Genomic DNA, 23071 nt, shown 5'->3' with positions numbered 1-23071 from the left:
ATAGCCTCATAACTTTAAAGAGGTTATTTGACATGTAAAAGGATGTGGAATATTGATGAAAATCCTGCAAAATATTCTAAAAAAATGCCAATACTCTCTTCGATAAAAGCTTTTGAAACCTCTTGAATTATCAAATCTGTAAAAGTGCATATTAACAGTGAATTGGCTTAAAAAAACACCTTTTTGTGTGTTGATTTTTTTGTCTTGTAAATTATATTTGTGTACTTTTTATTTGTTAATGTATGGGTGATTTTGAATTAAATCCATTTTATGAGTTAATAATAGACGATTTAGTGAATCGTAAATACTCGGTGGTTGACTGTTTTTTTTCGGAAGAAGAGATCAACTTGTTAAGAGCAAATTTGCTTTTAAAACAAGACTTACACAGTTTTAAAAAAGCAGCTATAGGGCAGGCAAGTAGCGAACAAATAGTAGAAGAAATTAGAGGAGACTCTATCTTATGGTTAGATGAGAAAGAACCTGATGAAGTAGAGCAGATGTATTTCAATAAAGTGAATCACTTCTTAGAATATGTAAACAGAACTTGCTATCTAGGTATTCAAGAAGGAGAGTTTCACTATGCGTGTTATCCTCCAGGTACTTGTTATAAGCGTCATTTAGATATTTTCCAATCAGATAGCCGTAGAACGCTGTCTGTAGTGTTATATTTGAATGATCAAGAATGGACTCCAGCTTATGGCGGAGAGTTAGCACTTTACCTACAAGACGAACATGGAAATGAAAGAGAAGAGATTGTACATGCCTTACCAGGACGCCTTGTCGTGTTTGACAGTAAGAGTATAGAACACGAGGTGAAGATGGTAAATCATACTCGTTATAGCATTACAGGATGGTTAAAGACTAGATAAGTAAAAAGCCTTTATATGTTTTATCATATAAAGGCTTTTTCGATTTATAGAAATAATGAGTAAACTATTCTACTGCTGTATTTAATTTTTTCTCTTGCTTATCTTTGACTAGTTTCCACGAGTATAGTGTGATAAGTGGAACGATGATCCAGAATAAATCAATAAGCAGGATATCAGAATAACCTTTAACCCAACTTACCCATATCCAGTTACCTGTCATGACACCATTAAAGATAGGAATAGTAAGACCAATAATACTTCCGACTAATAAACAGTCTCTATTGGTTTTATAAATATTCTTTCTGATGCTTAATAAGATCGTGATAGCTAACCAAGTCCAGAAATAAAAGGAGTAAACAAAGTTTTGCCCTCCTGTTGGGTTTAGTTTTACTGCTATAAAAGCTAATGCCGTTACAGGATACATAGATAAGCAGATAGCCATATAGATATTTGCTAGCCAGAAGTTAAACTTGCGTTTGTGTTCAGGAACATTCTTTTTATCTCTGGCCACTAACCAGATCAGTACTCCAGATATAATGACTATACATCCAGCTATCCCTACTAAGAAGTAAACGATACGAGTCGCTAAACCTCCGAAAGAACCAAAGTGAAGTAAATAAACTAAGTTAGAGAATATATAACTATATTCAGGATTTTCATTAGGATTACTTATCTCTTCTACTTCTCCTGAATGAATGTGATATTTTATTTCTCCACGACTATTTAACTGTTTTTCATTATGCGCTCTACCACTGATGGCTACAGTCATACTTTCATCCCCATAATTAAGTATAGAGATATTAGAGATATATGGATCATCCCATTTTTCTACTGTTTGAAGAATATAGGCGTTTAGATCTATTTCTTTATCAATGGCTTTATGTTGGTATACGATCTCTTTAGCTCCTCTATCTTGTGTGGTATCACTGCTAAATTTGTCTGCATCACCACCATATCCTAATGCAATGATAGTAGCTGCGACTATTCGATAGTTTAATAAGAAATAAGCTCCCGTGATAGCAAAGATTAATTGGAAAGGAAAGGTAATAACACCTAATGCTGTATGTAGGTCAGTCCATACGGTTTTTAGCTTTTCCCAAGGTCTAAATACATAGAAGTTAGATACTATCTTTTGCCAGTGTACAAGTAAGCCTGTAATAAGTGCAAAAATGTAAATGAAAGAAACTAACCCAGCTACAAAGTAACCAAATGGAGAGATATGGATATTAACTAGACCATTTAATTGTGCTAAAAAGTGAAGTCTGTATAAGAATTCTCCTAAAGAATACGATTCTTCATATCCGTGTTTTTCTTCTGTAGCAGTGTCATATAGACCGAAGTCACGTTCTTTCGCTTTAGGTAACAAGGTGTCTTGTGAAGTAGAGATATTATAGCTCATGACTCTACTTCTATCATTCATTCGGAAGTAAATATTTCTACCCTGTAATCCTATTTGATTGTCTAATGAGTCTAATAAGGTATTGTAGTTGATAGATTGAACAGCTATTTTTTCTTGTGGTTTATTACTTTGCCAATTCGCTATTTCATTTTTAAAGAAAGAGAAAGAACCTGCGAAGAAGATAATGTATAGTAATACTGTAATAATAATCCCACTTATCGTATGTAGGTGGAAGTATTTATTATAATTTCTAATATTCATAATAGTGATGTGTCTTGTGTTTAGGTATGTATTGGAGCGATTAAATAAGGTGAATAAAAAACCAGTGTTAGCACGATATAGGCTAACCATATTTTATATCCGTTGCCAATGATAAAGGCCATAATGAATAAGATGGTCCATAATACATATCCTGTGACGAACATCGTTGTATAAATAGGATGAGAAGGGAAAAAGTACATTAGAAACATGTGAAATGTTGTACTTACTAAGAATCCTCCGAATAGACCTGCAGTTATCTTCAGTATACGTTGTATAATTGAACTTTCTAAATGCTTTTTATTTGCGGGCATAATTAAAATATTAGTAGTTCTAGAAATAATCCTAACCCTATAAAACTAACGATGTGTTTAGTCTTAAATGATAACATAGGATATAATGTTAGAATAGCAGAACCAATAAACATTAAGAAGATAAAGAACGTTAAGCTTCCTACTCCTAGACCTTCATAAATAGACTCTGTTGTTAAGGCTATTATTAATAGTGAGTAAGCGATAATCTTGGATAATTTAGTGTTTGACCTAATCCAGGTAGTTAATGTACATTTCTTCTCATATTTTACTTTCTGAGAAGTGTTATATAGCATAAAGAAAGCAAATGCTGTAATTGAAAATAATAAGGTATGCATTTTATTTAGATTGAGTATAAACAAATGTATGACATATTTTATAGTTTTCAATAACAAAATATTAAACTTTTTGATATGATAACGTTGTGTTGTTATTGATTGTTTATTAGGGGTTTAGTGTTTGGTTAACATGCATTATGAGAATTAAAAAGACTAATTGTATGGGCAATTAGTCTTAGTTGTTTTTATAATTAACACTTATTAAATGGTCTGAGTCTAAATTACTTTGTTTTGATAACCCCATTTCGATATAGGTTTAAGGCTTCTTGTAGAACATCTATTATAGCATCAATAGGTAAATCAGCATTGGCATCTATACTTAATGTTTTCATGCGCTTTCTACTTCCTATTTCTAATAAAGGATGTTCTATACGCATTCCTTCTACTATTAATAGATAAGGTGTTTTAGGTTCTTTAGTCAAAGCGAGAAAACAGAACATACGATTCTTATAGCTAAAACAAGGAGTCCCCCACTTTAACGACTCTGTGACATGATCATCTAACTGCAAGATAATGTTTCTTAATGCCTGTAAGCAACCTCTATTGGGTTCTTCTTGTCGTAAATAGTATTGTTCTGTTTCTTTCATAATTGTTATTTTATAGCTACATAAATGCTTACTTCAGCATCCTGTGGGTTCATGGATTTTTCGTCATATATTTCAAAATCAGCTGTGTATTTTCTATCCCACTGTTGTTCCCATATTTGAAACCACTCATTGATAACCAACCCTTTTGTTAGATCTCCAGTAGCAGTTATTTTATTATAAGTACTTGCTTCTATAGTATGCCCTGTCATTCCTTCTGGGATATTAGATAGGTCAGATACTTCACAGCCTATTATTGTAGTATAGGGCATCGTATGGTCCCCTTCATAATTCGTGTACATGGAGTAGACAGCAGTACATACTTTATTTGGTATACGGTTTAGCACATCTTCTTTCCAAAAGCGTTCCCATAGTAAGGGAATATCATTAGCTGCTTTGTTTTGTTCATTGGTAGTGCGTACTTCTATTCCGATGATGTGGAATTTCTTTAAGGTTACTTGATTCATAATACATGAGTTTAAGATTATGTAGCAAAGTTAGGTTCCCCTTATGACATAGGTATGTCAGGGGTGTTGTCTTGTGGGTAATATTTTTCTCTACACGCTTTTAAGTATTGCTCCATCGTGATTTGATGAGGTTCGAATGTTTGCAAGGTATCTTTTAAGTGTTGGATACAGTCTAGTCTAAAGGCTCTAAAGTCTAGTCTCAATCTACAGTAGGCTATTAATATCCAGTTGTCCTGTGTAGTATAGATAGCAAAGGGTTCTATGTCTCGCTGACTCTTTTGGTTTTCTAAAGACAAATAATCAATAACAAGCACCTGATGATTGACAATAGCAGTCTGTATTTGTATTAAGTAATCACTCGTCTGTGCTTTATCAGGATTATCTCTTACGATTATTCTTTGAGAGAGCAGATCAGCTTTATCTTTTTGGGTGTAGCGCAGTACAGCTTTTAGTTTGAGAATAGCATTTTGATATTGTTTGATTAGAGAAGCATCTTTATTCTTTAATATCAGTTGCTCAGCAGTGATAAGAGCATTCGCCTCTTCTTGTGTAAACATGACAGGAGGTAGAGCATACCCATCTACCAGAGAGTATCCTTTACCTTCTTCTGTATAAATTGGAATACCAGATTGTTCTAACGTTCTGATATCTCTATACACCGTACGTATACTTACATTGTGTTTTTCGGCTATCTCAGTAGCGGTTACGATACGCTTAGATTGTAACTGGGTCACTATAGCTGTTAATCGGTTTAGACGAGGTTTACTTTCTGACATAAGACTACAGAGAATTAGATTTATTGACAAAGATAACATTTCGATAAGCCCAGAATAAGAGATAGACATATAAATGAAAAGGAATTATACAAATAGGACTGAATTAATGATCAAAGCATATTATAGTGTGGTTTTAGAGCTAATGAAATAGATATGAAGTAGAATTGCTTTGTAATATTTGGTCAATGCTTAATCTAGGATAAGTATATTTACACCTTCTAAATATTCGCACTATGGCAGAACCAGTAGGAGTCTTTGCTCAAATACACCTAACAGAGGTTAATTATAAAGCATTTTTTAAAACCAAAGCAATCACTGTGATTAGTGAAGAGATGCACCAATGTATCCTTTATAATTGTCAAGATAACTATTGTTATCAGTACAATAAAAAGAAAGAAGAACTACTGTGTTTAGCTTTTTATAACCATGGTAATAGAGAGACTATCAGAGGAGATTTTTATCTAAGTATTCAGACCATTGCACCTTTTGCAAAAGAGGGAAGAACAGGTTTAATAGCACTGACATTAGATGCTTATAATTGGCAGGAAATAGAATGCTATGAGGTGTTAGTAGATAACCAATGGGAGGTGCAGGCCATCAGTGCTGTAGAGTTAGAAGCATTACGAGTTTTAGTCTTTAGTTGTTTAGAACACTTTGATCAGCCTTTTGCGCAGAAAGTGTTTGATTCAAAAATGGTAGATAGTAATGTAGTCAAAAAAATAGCTACACTACAAGAGAAGAACCGCTTGGCTAACTTAACCGTTTTTGCAAAAGAGGCAACGCCTTTAAACCCGATTCACTTATTCGGAGCTTTTTATTATAATGGCAAGGTGGTGTTTAGTTGTAAAGAGGGAGGGATAGTGTACCCTCAGATTGATTTAGCTACTTTTAAGCCAATGGTATATGGGGCTTGTGATCAAGAGCATGTTATTTTTAATGGCAAGTGTATCAAGACCAATCCTAAGAAGTTTAAAAGAGTAGCGAAGTATGAGACGGTCTATTATTTATCTGAAGAAGGAGTATTAGATGAGAAGGGCGAATGGATAGAGGGAAGCGATGCTACTACCTTTAAGCTGACAGAAGACTACTTAGCAGAAGACAGTATTCATCTGTACTATTGGGGACATGTAGTTTCTAAATCTTCTTTTTCAACTTACAGAGTGGAGAGTTATCCCTATCACACAGACTTTTTGATCACAGATACAGCAGTGTATTATACTCAATATAAGCTAGAGGTAGATGCTCAGAGCTTTCGTTTTTTAAAGAGGTTAGAAGGTTTAGCCTATTCTTATACTGGTTTTGTAGGAGAGGATAAGGAGGGGCTGTTTGTGTACTTGATAGAAGATAATAAAGGTCAAGTTATTCGTTCAACAGGATTGTCTATTGATCAATTGTTACAATTATTTCAAGATAAGTATGGCAATAAATATTGGCGAATGGAAGAGGATGAACGTATCTGCCTAGAGAAACCAAGTGCTGCATATTATAAGGAGTTTGCTAAAAAGTGTAAGACTCCATGGGTATTTTATCAAATAAAGGAATTGCGTGACTATGCTAAATTGATTGTTCAGAAATATGAGGATAAGAAGGACAAGGAAGAGTTAATTCCGTTTTGGAAGATCTATAGTCTAGTAGAACCTTATTTATGGATAGAAGCAGATAGTTATAAATATGTGATACTGATGTATTGTATAGAAGGAAAACAAGAACATGCATTAGATACTCTGAGAAAAGCGATTATGTATGGAGCATTTGATATGGAAGAGTTCTTTGACCATCCTTTATTAAGCACTATCCAAGAGCATGAGTACTTTTTAGAATTAAAGGAATATGCTACACAGAATAAGCCAATAGGCTATAAAATCCCAATGCAATTAGAGATTTTAGAGAAGCTCTTAGCTCTTCCTCAGTCGATGTATACAGATGGGACGATACTGTGGAAGTATCACTTATACGATAATGTCGATATAGAAGAAGCTATGCGTGAGCATCCACAGTTGACAGATTATTATACGCGTTATATCACTTTAAATACAGAATTGTTTAATCGATTCTTTAAGCGTTATAATCTGATAGATATGGATTATACTCCTTATGAAGAATATCACTGTATGCCGATAGAAGCTTCTATCATTATGCTTAAGTATTATATGCGTATGGCTGATATACCATCGGGAAGTGTAGCTTATTTTATCCCACAATTAATACAACGTATGGATAAGATAAAAGAGAGAATTCATCGATTAGCAGGAGAAGAACATACTCACTACCAAACAGTGTATAATAATAATGAAGTTGTTCAAATATTAGAGCAGTATTTCTAAAAGTAAACAAAGATTATGTTTCTTACTTTTTTGTTACTTAGATTCAACAAATAAATGCAACAGCATTTAAAAGAACAGCGGGGAACATTTGCCCCATGGGGCAAATGTTCCCCGCTGTTGGCGAAAAAAAACATCTACTTTTGAAGTTCCTACACAATCAAAAAGATGTCACATTTAACGTTAGAACAAAGATACAAAATAGAAGCATATAAAAATTTAGGTAGATCACTTAGTGAAATAGGTGATTATATAGGCAAAGACAGATCAGTTGTTAGCAGAGAGCTTAAACGTAATTCAGATGGTAGAAACGGTGTTTATAAAGCCGATCTTGCTCAAAAAAAGACAACACTTCGTCATAAAGAAAAACCTAAGCATAAACGCTTAAATAAAAGTGTCAAAGCAACCATTTTGTCGCTGCTCAATAAAGATTATAGCCCTGAACAAATAGTAGGAAGATGTAAAATAGAGAAGATAGAAATGGTTTCAGTAGAATGTATTTATCAGTTTATTTGGAAGGATAAAAAGCAAGGAGGAAAGCTTTATAAGCATCTACGAAATAAAGGGAAAAAATATCGTAAAAGAGGAAGCAATAAAGATAGTAGAGGGGTAATATCGAACAGATTAGATATAGATGAAAGACCTGGTATTGTTGACAAAAAAGAAAGAATAGGAGACTTAGAAATTGATTTGATAATAGGAAAAAATCATAATGGAGCCTTATTAACTATTAACGATAGAGCCACAGGGATTTTACTAATGGGGAAGGTTGAATCTAAACAAGCTCATGCGATAGAGGCTAAAACAATAGAGCTATTAAAGGATTACAAACCTCTTCTACATACAATCACTTCTGATAATGGAAAAGAGTTTGCAAACCATCAAAATATAGCTAATGCGTTACAGATTGCCTATTATTTTGCAAAACCTTATCACAGTTGGGAAAGAGGCGCTAATGAAAATTTAAATGGTTTAGTCAGACAATATTTCCCGAAAATGAGTAACTTCGATTTAATTACACAACAACAAATAGATAGAGTTGTAAATATTTTAAACAATAGACCAAGAAAGAGATTTGGTTTTAAATCGCCTAATGAAGTTTTTGCAGATAAATTAGACAAAATAGCAACTGTTGCATTTATAACTTGAATTCACGTTAGTAAATATATTAGATGAAAATATATTAGATGAAAATATATAAAAAAATGAAGAAACTAATTGTTTTGTTAATGTTATTACTGCCATTGTTGATGACTGCGCAGAAAGAAAATGAGTACAAGAGTAGATTCTATATACAGACTAGTTTTTTAGGAGTAGATGCAGGAAGAGATTTTTTGATAGGTGAGAATATATTCGTTCAGACGGGTATGGGGATAGGCGCAGGTTATGATGTATGGAATAATAGTATGTCAGTTGTATTTACCTTTAAGAAGCCAATTCCTTATCTGAGAGGGGGACTAGATTGGTATTATAATAAGAATAAGAGAATAGAGAAGAATCGTACTTTAGACAATAATTCAGGTAATTATGTAGGGTTTCAAGCTAAGTATAGTTTTGGTACAGATAGTGAAGAATATATGAATTCCTTAAATAGTGTTCTAGTAAGTGAAGTACATTGGGGAATAAAACGCAAGTTAGTAGGACCAATGTATTATAAAGTACAGTTAGGTGTAGGACACTTTAATGATTATGATGCGAAGTGCTCAGAAGTATATCCTGTAGTAGGTGTGTTTTTAGGTGCTACGTTCTAAGAAATAATATAACGATACTTAAAAAGATAAGGCTGTTCAAAAAGGACAGCCTTATTTTTATTAAAGTATCTCATACTTTCCAGCAGAAGTTAATATCTTTTGTACTTCTTCTTTCGTCACTTCAGGAGTTTTAACCTCTATACTATGTGTATCTAGAGTGACTGTAGCTTCTATATTAGGGTACTTTTTTAGTTCTTCTTGAATCTTTCCGACACAACTACTGCATCCCATTCCTTTAATTTGATATACTGTTGCCATTTCTTTTTTGTTTAATAATTTATATTACAAATGTAGGATAGTGTGTCATTATCGTTGTTATACGATTTTAAGGAGTTGTTATATAATTCTTTTAAAGAGTAAGATGAAGTCTTTTTTTTCATCTATGTGATGATCCGTATTCTTTGCTTATGAAGAAATAAAGGAATCCTTTTTTTGTTTTCAAGTCTTTTTTTGTCTTTAAATCAAGGAAAATAAACTTTTAAAATCTGTTTTTTTTCTAAATCAGGAGGATATAAGTCTATTTAGGGGATTATTTTAAAAAAACATAGATACTTTTTTTAAATAGGTTTTATTGTAAAGTGCTGATATTTACGTTGTTATTTGTTTTCGACTTTTTTTTAGCCAATATGGATATTGCCTTAACCCCAGTAAAATAGGGCACTTGACTAGAATCCCTCGACAATTCATGGAGAATACCCCATACATAGTGGAGCAGAGAAGATGTTTGTCGAACAATGCTTCTTCTATTCTCCATGTATTCTCCTTCTAATAATGTACATGCTAAAATAAAGAAGGGTATAGTACATACGAGTGAATATGTCTATGAAAAAGAGTCATTATAACGAGGGATGAGTTGAGTAGATAATATTTAAGAAATTATCTCCGATGGGGATTAGAAGAGGTATTCTATTTATAGAAAATAAGCAGTAAAACAGAACTCAATATACTCATCCATAAAGGTGATAAGTCCTGCTTACTGCTTAGTTAAAGATTTGTCTAATGAAGAAATATTATCTGTAAGATTACGGATTAGGATATCTTACTAAAAGCGTCTTCACACTGTAATACCATAGTGTCTATAATAGGTATTTTAATATCAAGTGAATTAAATACTAAAGGCAATTCTGTACAACCCAGAATCACTCCTTCTACAGAGGAATAATTTTCTATTAATGTCATAAAGAATGAACGCATCTCTTCTGTGATGGCTCCTGTAGCGAGTATAGATTGGAATTGACCTATTTGGGCTATTTCTTCAGTGTTAGGAATGATTACTTCTATCCCTGCTTGCTGTAAAGGAGATTTAAAATAATCATCTTCCATCATGAAGGGTGTACCTAGCAGAAGTACTTTCTTCATATTATGCGTTAGTATATGTTTTTTGGTCAGTTCTATACTGTGTGAGATTGGAATATTAGTTAGTATTTCCTGTTTGATCTCATCATAAGCTTTGTGTAAGGTGTTGTTTGCTATCAAGAAACAATCTGGTTGTAGCGATAGTAGGATTTCGATTTCGTGTTTTAAGATATTAGGTACTTCATCCCATTGATTAGCATATCTAGTTTTGATATTGTGATAATCTATACTGTATAAGAGGATAGGGCATGAGTGATATCCACCCCATTTTTCATTTGCCATTTTGTTTAATAGCGTGTAGTATAACGCTGTAGAAGGGTATGCTGTACCACCTAGTATTCCTATTCGTTTCATTGAGTTTGTTTTTTAGTTTTATGGATTGACTTTGTCTAAAAAGGACAGTCAAATATAGGTATAAGTCAGATTTTATCTCTGTGTAAATAGTATAAAATACCCATATTAATTCATTAATTTTGTTGTTTAGGGAAAGAGGAGATGTTAAGAGAGAATTACTTCTATGATAAAAAAGAGATGATATGTTTGACTTTAGATTAAAGGTGTTTTATACAGTAGCGAAGAGAGGGAGCTTCACGAAGGCTTCTAAGGAATTGTTGATTTCTCAGCCTGCTGTGACGAAGCATATCCAAGAGATAGAGGCTAGCTATCAGACTAAACTTTTTGTACGTGACGGGATGAAGATACACTTGACAGAAGCAGGTGAACTACTCTATACGTATGCAGAAGAGATATTCTCTATCTATCGCAATCTTGAGTTCGATATACACGCACTGAATGCTAAAATGGACGGAAGCCTTAGAGTAGGAGCGAGTACTACTATATCACAGTATGTATTACCTCCCTTATTAGCAGAGTTTAGAAAGAAGGTAAATGATCTGCATCTAGACGTAGTATCTGATAATACGAATGCTATCGAGAATCTTCTGCTGAACAAAACAATAGATGTAGGTCTAGTAGAAGGGTATTCTAAAAATCCTCAGATAAAGTATATTGACTTTATCAAAGACGAAATCGTCTTGGTGTGTAGTAGCAATAATGAATTAGCCAAAAGAGGAAGTATTAAACCTCAAGAGCTAAAGGAGTTGTCTTTTTTATTAAGAGAAACGGGGTCAGGGACACTAGATGTCGTGGATACTACACTTAAAGAGATCGGTATAACTTTAAGTGATTTGACTAATGAAATGAACTTCTCTAGTACAGAGAGTATTAAGATGTATTTAATGCACTCAGATAGTGTTGCATTCTTATCCGTACACGCTATTCTAAAAGAGTTGAGGTATAATGAGTTGAGCATTGTAGATATAGAGGGATTAGATATCAGTAGAACTTTCTCTTTAATACAGCGTCAAGGACAAGAAAGCGCTTTGGTAGAACTGTTCATTCGCTTTGTACAGAATCATAACTTAAAGTTATAGGTTATAACAATTATGTATTTTCTTTTCCTTAGTGTATGAAGGAAATTTGTATCTGTAAATAATGATACAAATGACAACAGAAAATAACACTCGTGAGACAATAGGTAAAGTGCTTCTAGTAGGACTCGCTTTGCTTAGTTTATTTCCATTTATTTCATCCGCAGTAGCACTAGTGATAGGGATAGTATATGCACAGCTATTTGAGAACCCGTATGCAAAACAGACTAAGAAGGCAACAGGGCTATTGTTAAAAGTAGCTGTGATAGGGCTTGGTTTTGGTATGAATGTGTATAGCGCAATATCTGCAGGTAAGGATGGTTTTATACTTACTATCTTCTCTATCTTTTTGACTCTAGCACTAGGATTCTTATTAGGAAAAGTGTTGAAAATAGACAAAAAAATATCGTATTTGGTTTCTTCAGGTACTGCAATCTGTGGAGGTAGTGCTATCGCTGCGGTTTCTCCTGTTATTAAAGCAGATGAGAAGCAGATATCAGTAGCTTTAGGAATCGTGTTTATCTTAAACTCTGTAGCTTTAATTATATTTCCGCCTATAGGACATGCCTTAGGATTAAGTCAAGTAGATTTCGGGCTATGGTCTGCTATTGCGATACACGATACGAGTTCGGTAGTAGGAGCTGCGGCTAAGTATGGTGACCAAGCTCTAGAAGTAGCTACTACTGTGAAGCTAGCTCGTGCATTATGGGTGATCCCTGTAGCATTCTTATCTATGGTATTCTTTAACAATAAAGGAGGTAAAGTGAAGTTGCCTTACTTTATCGGGTTATTCGTATTAGCAATGCTAGCGAACTCTTATATCCCAGCAGTACAGTCTATCGGACCATATATCGTAGAAGCTTCTAAAGCAGCATTGACCTTGACCTTATTCTTAATCGGTACATCTTTATCTTATCGCACCGTGAAATCTGTAGGATTTAAACCTCTATTAGAAGGAGTAGGACTGTGGATATTTATCTCTGTGACTTCACTGCTTTATATTATGTATGTGAATTAAAATAGATAGGAAACAATGTGTTTAAATTGAAAATCACACTAAATTGGACAAAAGAAATTATCTTTATAGTTTATCAGCAATAAATAGTTAACACTTATCATGAATATAAGTACGTATATCGCTTACTACACTAAAGGGTTAAAAGATAGATTAGAAGTAGTAAGACCTACTATGATAGATAGTTTATGTAGTTTATTTGTAAGGGAATATATACCTTTAGTTGATCCATGTACTGTTAGAGATGTAGATACATTTTATTTTGAATATGACTATGAAACACTTGATATTGTAGTTTGGGCAGAGGATAAGGCAGAGCAAGTTATTTCAAGTATATCAATGGGTATTCCAGAGAACTTAAGTGATAATTTGTTTCCAAGAGAATTGTACTTTTCTTTACACGATTTAGAAGAATCATGGACAGAGACTGAAGATGGAGAAGAAATGTATGACGAGTTAATGCAAACTCTATCTGAGCAACAAGAACGAATACTTGAATTTTGGTTTACTCAATGTTGGTTAGAGGCAAAGACTAAAACAGGTGTATCAATAAAAGGTAAGTTTAGCATACACGATACAACTTATAGAACAGAGCTTCCATAATGAAAAGGAGAAACTCTCAAATAATAAAAAGGGCTTTCAAATACATTGAAAGCCCTTTTAAGGTTTTTATTATACTTGAATAACTCCTAAGTTAAACGGTTTTTCGATAGGAGCGTGATTTGCAGCTTCAATACCCATAGAGATCCACTTACGCGTATCTAATGGATCGATAATAGCATCTGTCCATAGACGAGCTGCTGCGTAATAAGGCGAAACTTGATTGTCGTATCTCGCTTTAATTTTATTGAATAATTCTTCTTCTTGTTCTTTAGTTAGTTCTTCCCCTTTTGCTTTAAGAGATGAAGCTTCTATTTGTAATAATACTTTTGCTGCCTGAGCACCTCCCATTACAGCAAGCTCAGCACTAGGCCATGCAAAGATAAGTCTAGGGTCATAAGCCTTACCACACATCGCATAGTTACCTGCTCCATAAGAGTTTCCTACTACTACAGTGAATTTAGGTACTACAGAGTTAGATACAGCATTAACCATCTTAGCACCATCTTTAATAATACCTCCGTGCTCAGACTTAGACCCTACCATAAATCCTGTTACATCTTGTAAGAATACTAGTGGTATTTTCTTTTGATTACAGTTCGCTATAAAACGAGTAGCTTTATCTGCAGAGTCAGAGTATATCACTCCTCCGAATTGCATTTCGCCTTTTTTAGTTTTTACTACTTTGCGTTGGTTCGCTACGATACCTACAGCCCATCCATCGATACGAGCGTATCCTGTGATGATCGATTGTCCGTACCCTTCTTTGTACTCTTCGAATTCTGAGTTATCTACTAGACGTTTGATAATCTCCATCATATCGTACTGCTCATTACGAGCCTTTGGTAAGATACCATAGATGTCTTCTTGAGCTAAAGTAGGTTTGGCAGCTTTGATACGGTTATATCCTGCTTTGTCAAAGTCTCCTATTTTATCAATGATATTTTTGATTGTGTCAAGGGCATCTTTGTCATCTTTAGCTTTATAATCAGTTACACCTGATATTTCGCAGTGCGTAGTTGCTCCACCTAAAGTTTCGTTGTCAATGCTCTCTCCGATAGCTGCTTTTACTAAATAACTACCTGCTAAGAAGATACTTCCTGTCTTGTCTACGATAAGTGCTTCATCACTCATAATAGGAAGGTAAGCACCACCGGCTACACAGCTACCCATGACAGCAGCTATCTGTGTGATACCCATACTGCTCATGACAGCATTATTTCTGAATATACGTCCGAAGTGTTCTTTATCAGGGAAGATTTCGTCTTGTAGAGGTAGATAAACACCTGCACTGTCTACTAGGTAGATGATAGGTAGTTTATTTTCTATTGCTATTTCTTGGGCTCTTAGATTCTTTTTTCCTGTAATCGGGAACCAAGCACCTGCTTTTACAGTAGCGTCATTTGCTACTACGATACACTGTTTTCCTTTTACATAACCTATTTTAACCACTACACCTCCAGAAGGACATCCTCCATGCTCTTCATACATCCCGTCTCCTGCGAAGGCACCGATCTCTATACTATTGGTCTTATCATCTAGTAAATAGTCGATACGTTCTCTAGCAGTCATTTTGCCTTGCTCGTGTAGTTTAGCTATTCTTTTTTCGCCACCACCTTGTTTTACTTTTACTAATTTTCTTTTTAAATCAGAAAGCAAAAGCTTATTGTGGTCTTCGTTTTTATTGAAGTTTATATCCATAGTTTGTTGGGTTGATTCACTGTTGTCTGTGGTTTAGTACAAGTTATATTTAGAGAGTAAATAGTGTACTAATCCTTGATCGTTTTCGCTAAAATACAAAATATACTAGAATTTTGACTATCCAAAAATGAGGAGATGCGATTTTTAGCATGATACCTATTTTCTTTTGTTCATTTTATTAATATTTATAATGACAGTTGTTGAAGTAAAAGGAGGTTTAGATTCAGGAGAATAGTTGATAAATGTGTATAATTTGGTGATTTATAAAAGTGTAGTTCTGTAGATTGATGAGTAAGATATAATAATGAAATGAAGAGGGATAAAAGTGAGTTAGGTAATGAGGTTATAGTATTGTCTTCTTTTAAAATTATATATCAGGAATGGTGAATAATGAGATAAAAAGAAGTGAGGGTGTGATGAATTGTAATTAATGAGGGTAATTGTCGTCGCTAAATAAGAATATAAGGGGGAAAGTGTACTTTTATTACATAACATTAAATTAATATAGGGAAATAGGTTTATATTTGTAATTCAGATAGTTATGTTTTTATCGTAAAGTAATAGTATTAATAAAGTCGTAAAAATTAACGTTAAGGAAACATTGAGCTAACTTAAAAGGTTTACTTTTGCGCCCGATTATTATCATTTATAAGATGTCATTAAACAATATTTTTCAGTTTTTAGTGCCTAAGGATAAAGTGTTTTATCCATTATTTGAAAAGGCAGCAGGTAAGATTAAGAAAATTTCAGAAACTTTAAACGAAGCAGTAAATGCTCCAGCTAAAGAAAGAGATCAGTTATTAAAGAATGTAGAAGTATTAAAACAAGAGATAGAAGCAATCGCTCAAACTACACGTGTAGAACTTGGAAAAAACTTCATCACACCTTTTGACCGTGAGGATATCCACAATTTGATTACAGCTGTAGATGATATAGCGGATCACTTATCGGATGCTGCATCTCGTATGAGATTATATCAAATCGATAAAGTAACAAAACCTTTGCGCAAATTAACTGAGGCTAATTTAGAAGCTTGTAGTGAAGTGGCTAAGGGGCTTTTAATCTTAAAAGACAATAAAAATTTTACAGCATTAGCAGAAATCAGTAAAAATATCTCTCGTTTAGAGCGTAAAGCAGATAAAGTATTTGATAAAGCTGTTGCGGACATCTTTGAGAATGAAAGCAATGCTATTGAGATTATTAAATATAAAGAGGTAATGATGGCTCTAGAAACAGCAACAGATAGTTGTAAAGACGTTGCTAATGTACTTGAGACAATTACAGTAAAATACGCTTAATTAATCAGAAACATTATTTATGGATTTTTTCTTAGGAATGTTTACTAATCAAGCTGGTATTATGCTGATGATCATTATCGTCTTAGCATTAGGGTTTGATTATATTAACGGTTTTCACGATGCAGCAAACTCTATTGCGACCATTGTGACTACAAAGGTGTTGACACCATTCCAAGCTGTATTATGGGCAGCAGCATTTAACTTTGCTGCTTATTTTATCTCTCTTTATATTATTGGAGAGTTTAAAATTGGTAATACGATAGCCAAGTCAGTGAATGAAAACTTTATTAGTTTAGAGGTGATATTCGCTGGATTAGTAGCTGCTATTATTTGGAACTTATTGACTTGGAAGTTGGGTATTCCTTCTTCTTCTTCACATACTTTAATTGGAGGATTTATTGGAGCAGCAGTAGCTCATGCAGGTGGTTTTGCACCTGGAGGAGAGGATGTTATTGTATATTCTAAAGTAATTCCAATTTTCTTATTTATCTTCGGAGCTCCGTTTTTAGGTATGATATTAGCCTATTTTATAACGGTGGGTATTATGTGGATTTGTAGAAATGGTAATTCTCATAAATGTGATACATGGTTTAAACGTTTGCAGTTAGTGTCATCTGCAATGTTCTCTTTAGGACATGGTGGTAACGATGCTCAGAAAGTAATGGGTATTATCGGTGCAGCTGTTATCTTTTATCATGTTAATATAGATATGGATCAAGCCTATCTAGTGGATGGAGTAGATACATTTAAAGTATTCGTAGAGCACTGGTGGTGGGTTCCGTTAGCATCATTTATATTCATTGGTCTAGGTACTTTATCAGGAGGATGGAAGATCGTGAAAACGATGGGGTCTAAGATTACTAAAGTAACTCCATTAGAAGGGGTGGCTGCTGAGACAGCTGGTGCTGTTGCGTTATATGTGACTGAGCACTTAGGTATCCCAGTATCGACTACGCATACGATCACAGGTTCTATCATCGGGGTAGGAGTTACTAAACGTATCTCTGCTGTTAGATGGGGAGTGACTATTAACCTATTATGGGCTTGGATATTAACTATACCTGTATCAGCTATTATAGCAATGGTAGTATATTATTTGATTACATTCTTTATGTAAGCATATAGTTTAAAAGATATATAGAGTGGTACAGCGATGTGCCACTTTTTTTATTACGGGAAGTTGATGTGTTAATGAAGCAAAAAAGGAGCTGCTAGCTCCTTTTTTTATTCTTCTTCTTTTTGTCCCATCATCATTAGATATGCTTTTAAGAAGTTGTCAATCTCTCCATTCATTACAGAATCTACATCAGTAGTTTCGAATTGTGTACGGACATCTTTAACTAGTTTGTAAGGATGCATCACGTAGTTACGGATTTGCGAACCCCATTCTATTTTCTTCTTATTTGCTTCTATTTCATCACGCATTGCTTGTTTCTTCTTAAGCTCAATTTCATATAATTGAGACTTTAAAAGTTGCATTGCTTTTGTTTTGTTGTCTAATTGAGAACGCGTTTCAGAGTTCTCAATAATAATACCAGTAGGGTGGTGACGCAATCGTACTGCTGTCTCTACTTTATTAACGTTCTGTCCACCTGCACCACTAGATCGCATAGTCTCCCAAGAGATATCTGATGGGCTAATTTCGATTTCGATAGTATCATCTGCTAATGGATAAACATAAACAGATACGAATGAGGTATGACGCTTAGCATTGCTGTCAAATGGTGAGATACGCACTAAACGGTGAACTCCATTTTCACCTTTTAAGTATCCGAACGCAAATTCTCCATCGAACTCTAAGGTTACTGTTTTTACTCCAGCAACTTCTCCTTCTTGGTAGTTTAGTTCTTTTACATTAACTCCGTTCTTCTCTCCCCACATGATGTACATACGCATTAGCATAGCTGCCCAATCACAACTCTCTGTACCTCCTGCACCTGCAGTAATCTGTAGTACAGCACTCATGTTGTCACCTTCGTCAGAAAGCATATTCTTAAACTCTAGTTCTTCTATGATCTGAAGCGTTTTTTCATACTGTTCTACTACTTCTTCTTCTGTGTATTCACCTTCTGCATAGAATTCTAAAAGAATCTTTAATTCCTCTAGGTTAGATATAGCAGATTCATAGCCTTCTACCCATTTCTTTTTGGACTTCAGGGCTTTAACGATAACTTCTGCTTCTTTAGGATTATTCCAAAAGTCTGGAGCAAAAGTTTTTTCTTCCTCGTTTGTTATTTCGATAAGCTTCTTATCGATGTCAAAGATACCTCCTTAACGCACCAAGGCGATCAATAATATCCTTCTGTTGTTCTGTGGTTACCATAATTTTTAATACTTTTATAGCACAAAAATACTTATTCCTATCAATTTATGGAAATTAATTTAATCAGTGATACAATCACTAAGCCTACACCTGAAATGTTGAATTACATGATGAAAGCGAGGGTAGGAGATGATGTTTACAAGCAAGATGGAAGTACCAATGAATTAGAAATTGCTGTTGCTGAGTTGTTTGGGATGGAAGCAGCCCTTTTTTTTCCTTCAGGAACAATGGCAAATCAAGTCGCTATAAAATTGCATACTCAACCTGGAGATCATTTAATTTGTGATAAAAGTTCTCATATCAATATGTTTGAAGGGGGAGGGATAGCAGTGCACAGTGGAGTGAGTTGTGCATTAATAGATGGAGATAGAGGACGTATTACAGCAGAGCAAGTCTTGGAAAACTATAATGACCCCAATAATATTCACTTGCCAATCACTAAATTAGTTTGTATAGAAAATACGACAAATTTAGGTGGAGGAGCTTGTTATGAGCTAAGTGAGATAGAGCGTATTCGTGAGGTGTGTAATGAAAAGGGATTAAAGATGCACTTAGACGGGGCTAGATTATGGAATGCATTGGTGGCTAAATCACAACATCCAAGTCAGTTCGGTGCTTTATTTAATACGATATCAGTGTGTTTCTCTAAAGGACTTGGAGCTCCAGTGGGTTCTGTGTTGTTAGGATCGAAAGAAGATATCAAAAAAGCTATTCGCCTACGTAAATTAATGGGGGGAGGAATGCGTCAGATTGGGTATTTAACTTCGGCTGCTTTGTTCGCTTTAAAAAATAATGTTGGTCGCCTGCAAAGAGATCATTTCAGAGCGAAGCAAATAGAGATGGTTTTAAGTAAGAAAATATGGGTTAAGGAGGTTTTGCCTGTTCAAACTAATATCGTCGTTTTTAGGCTACAAGAAATAGCTCAAAACAAAGTCTTTATAGATAAGTTGAAACAAAAGAATATATTTATCAGTGATATGGGAGGGGGATGGCTTCGTATGGTGACACATTTAGATTATCGCGAAGTAATGCATGAATATGTAATAGAAGCTCTTACTAAACTAGAATTGTAGAGGTAGAGGTAAGACGATGTAAATCGTTTATTTAGTAATATTTATGTTTTTAGATCAGGGAAATTGACTTACCTTTGTTTAGATTTAAATTAAATAATGGAAAAATTAAAACAACGTTGGGGTATTACATCAAATTGGCAAATGGGTGTAATCTTATTAGTTTTTGCAATTACAGGTTCTACTGCAGCTTACATATCGAAACCTATTTTAACTAGCATAGGGCTAGACAGAGCTACAACTAATCCGTTTATATATTGGGTTCTGTATATTGTGCTAATTCTGCCCGTTTATAAAGTTATTTTGATTTGTGTGGGTACTATATTTGGACAACATCGCTTTTTTTGGAATTTCGTGATGAAAATGCTAAGAAGAATGGGTTTTGGTTCTTTAGTGCCAAAAGATAAATAAGAAGTTTACCAATTATTATATTTATAAAAAAGCTGAAAGTATTAGTTAATACTTTCAGCTTTTTTTGTTCTATTTAGTTCTTGTGAATGATAAAGATACAAGGTCTTTTGTGTAAGTCTTCTTTTGTGTTTTTCCATTGAGAAGCTGGTTTAGTCTGTATAAACTCTGTCTCTAAGGTTATATCACAAGCTACGCAGATAAGAGTGTTTGGATTTAATATCTGTACCATATCTTGTAACAGTTGATTATTTCTATATGGAGTTTCTATAAATAACTGTGATTGGTTTTTCTCTTGAGAAGTTCTCTCTAAAGCTTTAAGAGCACTCTTTTTATCACTTTTATCTATAGGTAGGTATCCATTGAAAGCAAAGCTTTGTCCGTTCATTCCTGAAGCCATAACGGATAATAAGATAGAAGAGGGACCTACTAAAGGAGTTACTTTAATATTTCTTTTATGAGCTATGTCTACAATAACTGCTCCAGGGTCTGCGACACCAGGACAACCTGCTTCACTCATTACACCAACGCTTTTGCCTTCTAATAATGGTTTAATATATTCTTTGTATTCACTTACTTCAGTGTGTTTATTTAAAGGAAAAAGAATAAGTTCTGATTGTTTTTTTTCAGGACATATGCTTTTAATAAAACATCTTGCTGTTTTTTCATTTTCAACTATGAATATGTCAAGCATTTCGATAGCGCGTTTTACAGTTTGTGGCAAAACGTCCATAGGATTTGTAGTGTCTCCTAGGGTGATAGGGATTAGGTATAGTGTACCTGTAGGTATATTATTTGTCATTTGTCAAATTTCTCTCAAATAGAGTACAAAGGTAAAGATAAAGTATAGTACAAAAAAGAAAAGGAAGAAAATGACTTTCTTCCTTTTACTTACATATATCTAAGATTTTAAATCTTTGGCTATTACATTACAAACTTCATCTAAAAGATGAAAAACATGTTCAAAACCATCATCTCCTCCAAAATATGGATCAGGTACTTCTAGGTTTTGACCTGGTGTGTTTTCATTAAGAATTAACTTTACTTTATTTTTAGCTTCTTGACTAGGTGCTAACTTAATTACATTTTCGTAATTAGATTTGTCCATCACATAGATGCGATCAAAATTAGTAAAGTCACTTACTTTAAACTGTCTTGCTCGTTGTGTAGTTAAATCAATATTGTATTTTTTAGCAACAGCTATTGATCGTTTGTCTGGCTGACTACCTATATGCCAATCTCCAGTACCAGCTGAATCAACAAAAAAACTTTCTGTAGAAAGCTTTGATTGTAATATCCCTTCTGCTAAAGGCGAACGGCAAATATTGCCTAAACAAACCATCAATACTTTTGTCATTACATACTGAATTTAATATTTATATCATCGTGGAATTTCTTAAACTCCTTATCCGTTTCTAATAAATTATCCACAGTTTTGCAAGCGTGTAATACTGTAGCGTGATCTCTATCTCCTATTTGTGAACCAATAGAAGCTAAAGAAGCTTTAGTGTATTTTTTAGCAAAGAACATCGCTAGTTGTCTAGCTTGAACTATGTTTCTTTTTCTTGTCTTAGAACGCAATGTTTCTGTGTCCATTTGGAAATAATCAGAAACAATTTTTTGAATATAATCGATAGAGATTTCTCTCTTCACACTCTTCACAAATTTCTCAACAACTTGTCTTGCTAAGTCAATTGTTACTTCACGCTTATTAAATGAAGATTGAGCGATTAATGAAATGATAGCTCCTTCTAATTCTCTAATATTAGAGTTTACATTTTTAGCTACATATTCGATTATTTCTTTTGGCATATCTACTCCATCACGGAATAATATTCCTTCAACAATTTTTACTCTTGTTTCAAAATCTGGGTGTGATATCTCTGCAGATAATCCCCATTTAAAACGAGATAAAAGACGTTGTTCGATATCTTGAATATCTACTGGTGCTTTATCAGAAGTAAGAATTACTTGTTTACCATTTTGGTGTAAATGGTTGAAGATATGGAAAAACACATCTTGTGTACCTGATTTACCTGATAAGAATTGAATATCATCGACGATAAGTACATCTATTAATTGATAGAAGTAGATAAAGTCATTACGCGTATTCTTACGTACAGAGTCAATATACTGTTGAGTAAAGACTTCAGCAGAAATGTACAAGACAGTTTTTTCTGGGTAAAGATCTTTAATTTCAACACCGATAGCGTGTGCTAAGTGAGTCTTTCCTAATCCAACTCCTCCAAAAATAAGAAGTGGGTTAAAAGAAGTACCACCTGGTTTATTCGCAACAGCCATACCAGCAGAACGTGCCAATCTATTTGAATCACCTTCTAAGAAGTTATCAAATGAATAGTTTGAATTTAACTGAGATTCGATTTTTACGTTTCTGATTCCAGGAATTACAAAAGGGTTTTTTAATTCTGGATTCTTGTTTTGAATAGGTACATCTAACTCTTGGGGTTTTACTGGACCTCTTTGTGTACTTGGTAATTGTTCTGTATAAGGTTGTTTGTTTCCAGAAGGAGTTTCCATCTGAATCTTATACAATAACTTTGCTTCAGCTCCTAACTGTTTTGTTAGGGCTACTTTTAGGATTTTTACATAGTGTTCTTCCAACCACTCGTAAAAAAACTTACTAGGCACCTGAATATAAAGAGCATTCTCTGTAAGCTCAATAGCCTTAATAGGCATGAACCATGTCTTGAATGCTTGTTCTTGGATGTTATCCTTTATGAATTCAAGACAATTATTCCATACAGATTCTGCTGTCTTAATTGTATTATCGTGCAT

General features: G+C 34.0%; 24 protein-coding genes. 11 read left to right on the top strand and 13 right to left on the bottom strand.

Features of this window, described 5'->3' with window-relative positions; all coding sequences use genetic code 11:
• The first annotated feature begins 242 nt into the window (after positions 1-242).
• Positions 243-869 carry a 2OG-Fe(II) oxygenase gene (locus tag MYRA21_RS00115; RefSeq protein ID WP_006258608.1) on the top strand — a complete coding sequence of 209 codons (627 nt, stop codon included), beginning with the start codon at positions 243-245 and terminating at the stop codon, positions 867-869.
• 64 nt (positions 870-933) lie between these two features.
• Here the strand turns inward: MYRA21_RS00115 and MYRA21_RS00110 are convergent, their stop codons facing one another.
• The 6 genes from MYRA21_RS00110 to MYRA21_RS00090 form a co-directional block, all read right to left on the bottom strand.
• Complete coding sequence (locus MYRA21_RS00110) at positions 934-2529, bottom strand: PepSY domain-containing protein (protein WP_039330329.1); 1596 nt, start codon at positions 2527-2529, stop codon at positions 934-936.
• A 20-nt stretch (positions 2530-2549) separates the two neighbouring features.
• A complete protein-coding gene (locus MYRA21_RS18710; RefSeq protein ID WP_006258606.1) occupies positions 2550-2840 on the bottom strand; it encodes a hypothetical protein in 291 nt (96 codons plus the stop codon).
• Between the two features lie 2 nt (positions 2841-2842).
• Complete coding sequence (locus tag MYRA21_RS00105) at positions 2843-3175, bottom strand: hypothetical protein (RefSeq protein ID WP_225581760.1); 333 nt, start codon at positions 3173-3175, stop codon at positions 2843-2845.
• Between the two features lie 221 nt (positions 3176-3396).
• Positions 3397-3762, bottom strand: coding sequence for a DUF1801 domain-containing protein (locus tag MYRA21_RS00100; protein ID WP_006258604.1), 366 nt, complete (start codon positions 3760-3762; stop codon positions 3397-3399).
• A gap of 5 nt (positions 3763-3767) precedes the next feature.
• Entirely contained in the window at positions 3768-4226 is a 459-nt protein-coding gene (locus MYRA21_RS00095; protein WP_006258603.1) for a GyrI-like domain-containing protein, read from the bottom strand.
• Positions 4227-4267: 41 nt separating this feature from the next.
• Positions 4268-5002 carry a YafY family protein gene (locus MYRA21_RS00090; protein WP_006258602.1) on the bottom strand — a complete coding sequence of 245 codons (735 nt, stop codon included), beginning with the start codon at positions 5000-5002 and terminating at the stop codon, positions 4268-4270.
• A 233-nt stretch (positions 5003-5235) separates the two neighbouring features.
• Between MYRA21_RS00090 and MYRA21_RS00085 the strand changes: the two genes are divergently transcribed.
• From MYRA21_RS00085 to MYRA21_RS00075, 3 genes are all read left to right on the top strand, one after another.
• Entirely contained in the window at positions 5236-7326 is a 2091-nt protein-coding gene (locus MYRA21_RS00085; RefSeq protein WP_039328005.1) for a hypothetical protein, read from the top strand.
• 165 nt (positions 7327-7491) lie between these two features.
• A complete protein-coding gene (locus tag MYRA21_RS00080; protein ID WP_039328002.1) occupies positions 7492-8472 on the top strand; it encodes an IS30 family transposase in 981 nt (326 codons plus the stop codon).
• 56 nt (positions 8473-8528) lie between these two features.
• A complete protein-coding gene (locus MYRA21_RS00075; RefSeq protein WP_225581761.1) occupies positions 8529-9074 on the top strand; it encodes a hypothetical protein in 546 nt (181 codons plus the stop codon).
• A 60-nt stretch (positions 9075-9134) separates the two neighbouring features.
• On the opposite strand, the gene MYRA21_RS00070 is transcribed toward MYRA21_RS00075, so the two are convergent.
• Complete coding sequence (locus MYRA21_RS00070; RefSeq protein ID WP_006258599.1) at positions 9135-9332, bottom strand: heavy-metal-associated domain-containing protein; 198 nt, start codon at positions 9330-9332, stop codon at positions 9135-9137.
• A 771-nt stretch (positions 9333-10103) separates the two neighbouring features.
• Positions 10104-10784: an aspartate/glutamate racemase family protein gene (locus MYRA21_RS00065; RefSeq protein ID WP_039327994.1), complete on the bottom strand. Its 681-nt coding sequence runs from the start codon at positions 10782-10784 to the stop codon at positions 10104-10106.
• Positions 10785-10966: 182 nt separating this feature from the next.
• On the opposite strand from MYRA21_RS00065, the gene MYRA21_RS00060 reads away from it, so the two are divergent.
• The 3 genes from MYRA21_RS00060 (at position 10967) to MYRA21_RS00050 (ending at position 13478) form a co-directional block, all read left to right on the top strand.
• A complete protein-coding gene (locus tag MYRA21_RS00060; RefSeq protein WP_006258597.1) occupies positions 10967-11863 on the top strand; it encodes a LysR family transcriptional regulator in 897 nt (298 codons plus the stop codon).
• 70 nt (positions 11864-11933) lie between these two features.
• The gene (locus MYRA21_RS00055; RefSeq protein WP_006258596.1) at positions 11934-12878 is read left to right on the top strand and encodes a YeiH family protein; all 945 of its coding nucleotides are present in this window, start codon (positions 11934-11936) and stop codon (positions 12876-12878) included.
• 99 nt (positions 12879-12977) lie between these two features.
• Positions 12978-13478 (top strand): hypothetical protein, encoded by a 501-nt coding sequence (locus MYRA21_RS00050; RefSeq protein WP_006258595.1) that lies wholly within the window; start codon positions 12978-12980, stop codon positions 13476-13478.
• Positions 13479-13547: 69 nt separating this feature from the next.
• Here MYRA21_RS00050 and MYRA21_RS00045 read toward each other — a convergent pair whose 3' ends face one another.
• Positions 13548-15176, bottom strand: a complete 1629-nt coding sequence (locus tag MYRA21_RS00045) for an acyl-CoA carboxylase subunit beta (RefSeq protein WP_006258594.1) — start codon at positions 15174-15176, stop codon at positions 13548-13550.
• A gap of 653 nt (positions 15177-15829) precedes the next feature.
• Between MYRA21_RS00045 and MYRA21_RS00040 the strand changes: the two genes are divergently transcribed.
• Together MYRA21_RS00040 and MYRA21_RS00035 are read left to right on the top strand one after the other, a co-directional pair.
• A complete protein-coding gene (locus tag MYRA21_RS00040; RefSeq protein WP_029988676.1) occupies positions 15830-16474 on the top strand; it encodes a DUF47 domain-containing protein in 645 nt (214 codons plus the stop codon).
• 19 nt (positions 16475-16493) lie between these two features.
• The gene (locus MYRA21_RS00035) at positions 16494-17591 is read left to right on the top strand and encodes an inorganic phosphate transporter (protein WP_006265842.1); all 1098 of its coding nucleotides are present in this window, start codon (positions 16494-16496) and stop codon (positions 17589-17591) included.
• Between the two features lie 107 nt (positions 17592-17698).
• Here the strand turns inward: MYRA21_RS00035 and prfB are convergent.
• Positions 17699-18797, bottom strand: a protein-coding gene (gene prfB / locus MYRA21_RS00030; RefSeq protein WP_115283932.1) for a peptide chain release factor 2 whose coding sequence is annotated in 2 segments (ribosomal slippage) — positions 17699-18733 and positions 18735-18797 — 1098 coding nt in all. Because the reading frame shifts where the segments join, the coding sequence is not laid out codon by codon here.
• A 47-nt stretch (positions 18798-18844) separates the two neighbouring features.
• On the opposite strand from prfB, the gene MYRA21_RS00025 reads away from it, so the two are divergent.
• Positions 18845-19870, top strand: a complete 1026-nt coding sequence (locus MYRA21_RS00025; RefSeq protein WP_006258590.1) for a low specificity L-threonine aldolase — start codon at positions 18845-18847, stop codon at positions 19868-19870.
• Between the two features lie 96 nt (positions 19871-19966).
• On the top strand, positions 19967-20278 hold the full coding sequence (locus tag MYRA21_RS00020) for a DUF6787 family protein (protein ID WP_006258589.1): 312 nt from the start codon (positions 19967-19969) through the stop codon (positions 20276-20278).
• Positions 20279-20351: 73 nt separating this feature from the next.
• Here the strand turns inward: MYRA21_RS00020 and MYRA21_RS00015 are convergent, their stop codons facing one another.
• From MYRA21_RS00015 to dnaA, 3 genes are all read right to left on the bottom strand, one after another.
• Positions 20352-21077: an SAM-dependent methyltransferase gene (locus MYRA21_RS00015; RefSeq protein WP_039327983.1), complete on the bottom strand. Its 726-nt coding sequence runs from the start codon at positions 21075-21077 to the stop codon at positions 20352-20354.
• Positions 21078-21176: 99 nt separating this feature from the next.
• Positions 21177-21632, bottom strand: a complete 456-nt coding sequence (locus MYRA21_RS00010; protein WP_006258587.1) for a low molecular weight protein-tyrosine-phosphatase — start codon at positions 21630-21632, stop codon at positions 21177-21179.
• The gene (gene dnaA, locus MYRA21_RS00005) at positions 21632-23071 is read right to left on the bottom strand and encodes a chromosomal replication initiator protein DnaA (RefSeq protein ID WP_006258586.1); all 1440 of its coding nucleotides are present in this window, start codon (positions 23069-23071) and stop codon (positions 21632-21634) included. Before dnaA ends, MYRA21_RS00010 begins: the two co-directional genes overlap by 1 nt.

This window comes from Myroides sp. A21 (genome assembly GCF_000807225.1).
Lineage (GTDB): Bacteria > Bacteroidota > Bacteroidia > Flavobacteriales > Flavobacteriaceae > Flavobacterium > Flavobacterium odoratimimum.
Note: the sequence above shows the minus strand (reverse complement) of the source record. Positions and strands in the feature narration are given on the sequence as shown.

What these genes read in the sequence shown, in the direction of transcription:
- MYRA21_RS00070 (WP_006258599.1), bottom strand. Translation starts at nt 9,332, where the DNA reads ATGGCAACAGTATATCAAATTAAAGGAATGGGATGCAGTAGTTGTGTC.
- MYRA21_RS00020 (WP_006258589.1), top strand. Translation starts at nt 19,967, where the DNA reads ATGGAAAAATTAAAACAACGTTGGGGTATTACATCAAATTGGCAAATG.
- MYRA21_RS00010 (WP_006258587.1), bottom strand. Translation starts at nt 21,632, where the DNA reads ATGACAAAAGTATTGATGGTTTGTTTAGGCAATATTTGCCGTTCGCCT.
- MYRA21_RS00025 (WP_006258590.1), top strand. Translation starts at nt 18,845, where the DNA reads ATGGAAATTAATTTAATCAGTGATACAATCACTAAGCCTACACCTGAA.
- MYRA21_RS18710 (WP_006258606.1), bottom strand. Translation starts at nt 2,840, where the DNA reads ATGCCCGCAAATAAAAAGCATTTAGAAAGTTCAATTATACAACGTATA.
- MYRA21_RS00015 (WP_039327983.1), bottom strand. Translation starts at nt 21,077, where the DNA reads ATGACAAATAATATACCTACAGGTACACTATACCTAATCCCTATCACC.
- MYRA21_RS00055 (WP_006258596.1), top strand. Translation starts at nt 11,934, where the DNA reads ATGACAACAGAAAATAACACTCGTGAGACAATAGGTAAAGTGCTTCTA.
- MYRA21_RS00105 (WP_225581760.1), bottom strand. Translation starts at nt 3,175, where the DNA reads ATGCATACCTTATTATTTTCAATTACAGCATTTGCTTTCTTTATGCTA.
- MYRA21_RS00040 (WP_029988676.1), top strand. Translation starts at nt 15,830, where the DNA reads ATGTCATTAAACAATATTTTTCAGTTTTTAGTGCCTAAGGATAAAGTG.
- MYRA21_RS00060 (WP_006258597.1), top strand. Translation starts at nt 10,967, where the DNA reads ATGTTTGACTTTAGATTAAAGGTGTTTTATACAGTAGCGAAGAGAGGG.
- MYRA21_RS00100 (WP_006258604.1), bottom strand. Translation starts at nt 3,762, where the DNA reads ATGAAAGAAACAGAACAATACTATTTACGACAAGAAGAACCCAATAGA.
- MYRA21_RS00035 (WP_006265842.1), top strand. Translation starts at nt 16,494, where the DNA reads ATGGATTTTTTCTTAGGAATGTTTACTAATCAAGCTGGTATTATGCTG.
- MYRA21_RS00110 (WP_039330329.1), bottom strand. Translation starts at nt 2,529, where the DNA reads ATGAATATTAGAAATTATAATAAATACTTCCACCTACATACGATAAGT.
- dnaA (WP_006258586.1), bottom strand. Translation starts at nt 23,071, where the DNA reads ATGCACGATAATACAATTAAGACAGCAGAATCTGTATGGAATAATTGT.
- MYRA21_RS00075 (WP_225581761.1), top strand. Translation starts at nt 8,529, where the DNA reads ATGAAGAAACTAATTGTTTTGTTAATGTTATTACTGCCATTGTTGATG.
- MYRA21_RS00080 (WP_039328002.1), top strand. Translation starts at nt 7,492, where the DNA reads ATGTCACATTTAACGTTAGAACAAAGATACAAAATAGAAGCATATAAA.
- MYRA21_RS00115 (WP_006258608.1), top strand. Translation starts at nt 243, where the DNA reads ATGGGTGATTTTGAATTAAATCCATTTTATGAGTTAATAATAGACGAT.
- MYRA21_RS00045 (WP_006258594.1), bottom strand. Translation starts at nt 15,176, where the DNA reads ATGGATATAAACTTCAATAAAAACGAAGACCACAATAAGCTTTTGCTT.
- MYRA21_RS00085 (WP_039328005.1), top strand. Translation starts at nt 5,236, where the DNA reads ATGGCAGAACCAGTAGGAGTCTTTGCTCAAATACACCTAACAGAGGTT.
- MYRA21_RS00095 (WP_006258603.1), bottom strand. Translation starts at nt 4,226, where the DNA reads ATGAATCAAGTAACCTTAAAGAAATTCCACATCATCGGAATAGAAGTA.
- MYRA21_RS00090 (WP_006258602.1), bottom strand. Translation starts at nt 5,002, where the DNA reads ATGTCAGAAAGTAAACCTCGTCTAAACCGATTAACAGCTATAGTGACC.
- MYRA21_RS00065 (WP_039327994.1), bottom strand. Translation starts at nt 10,784, where the DNA reads ATGAAACGAATAGGAATACTAGGTGGTACAGCATACCCTTCTACAGCG.
- MYRA21_RS00050 (WP_006258595.1), top strand. Translation starts at nt 12,978, where the DNA reads ATGAATATAAGTACGTATATCGCTTACTACACTAAAGGGTTAAAAGAT.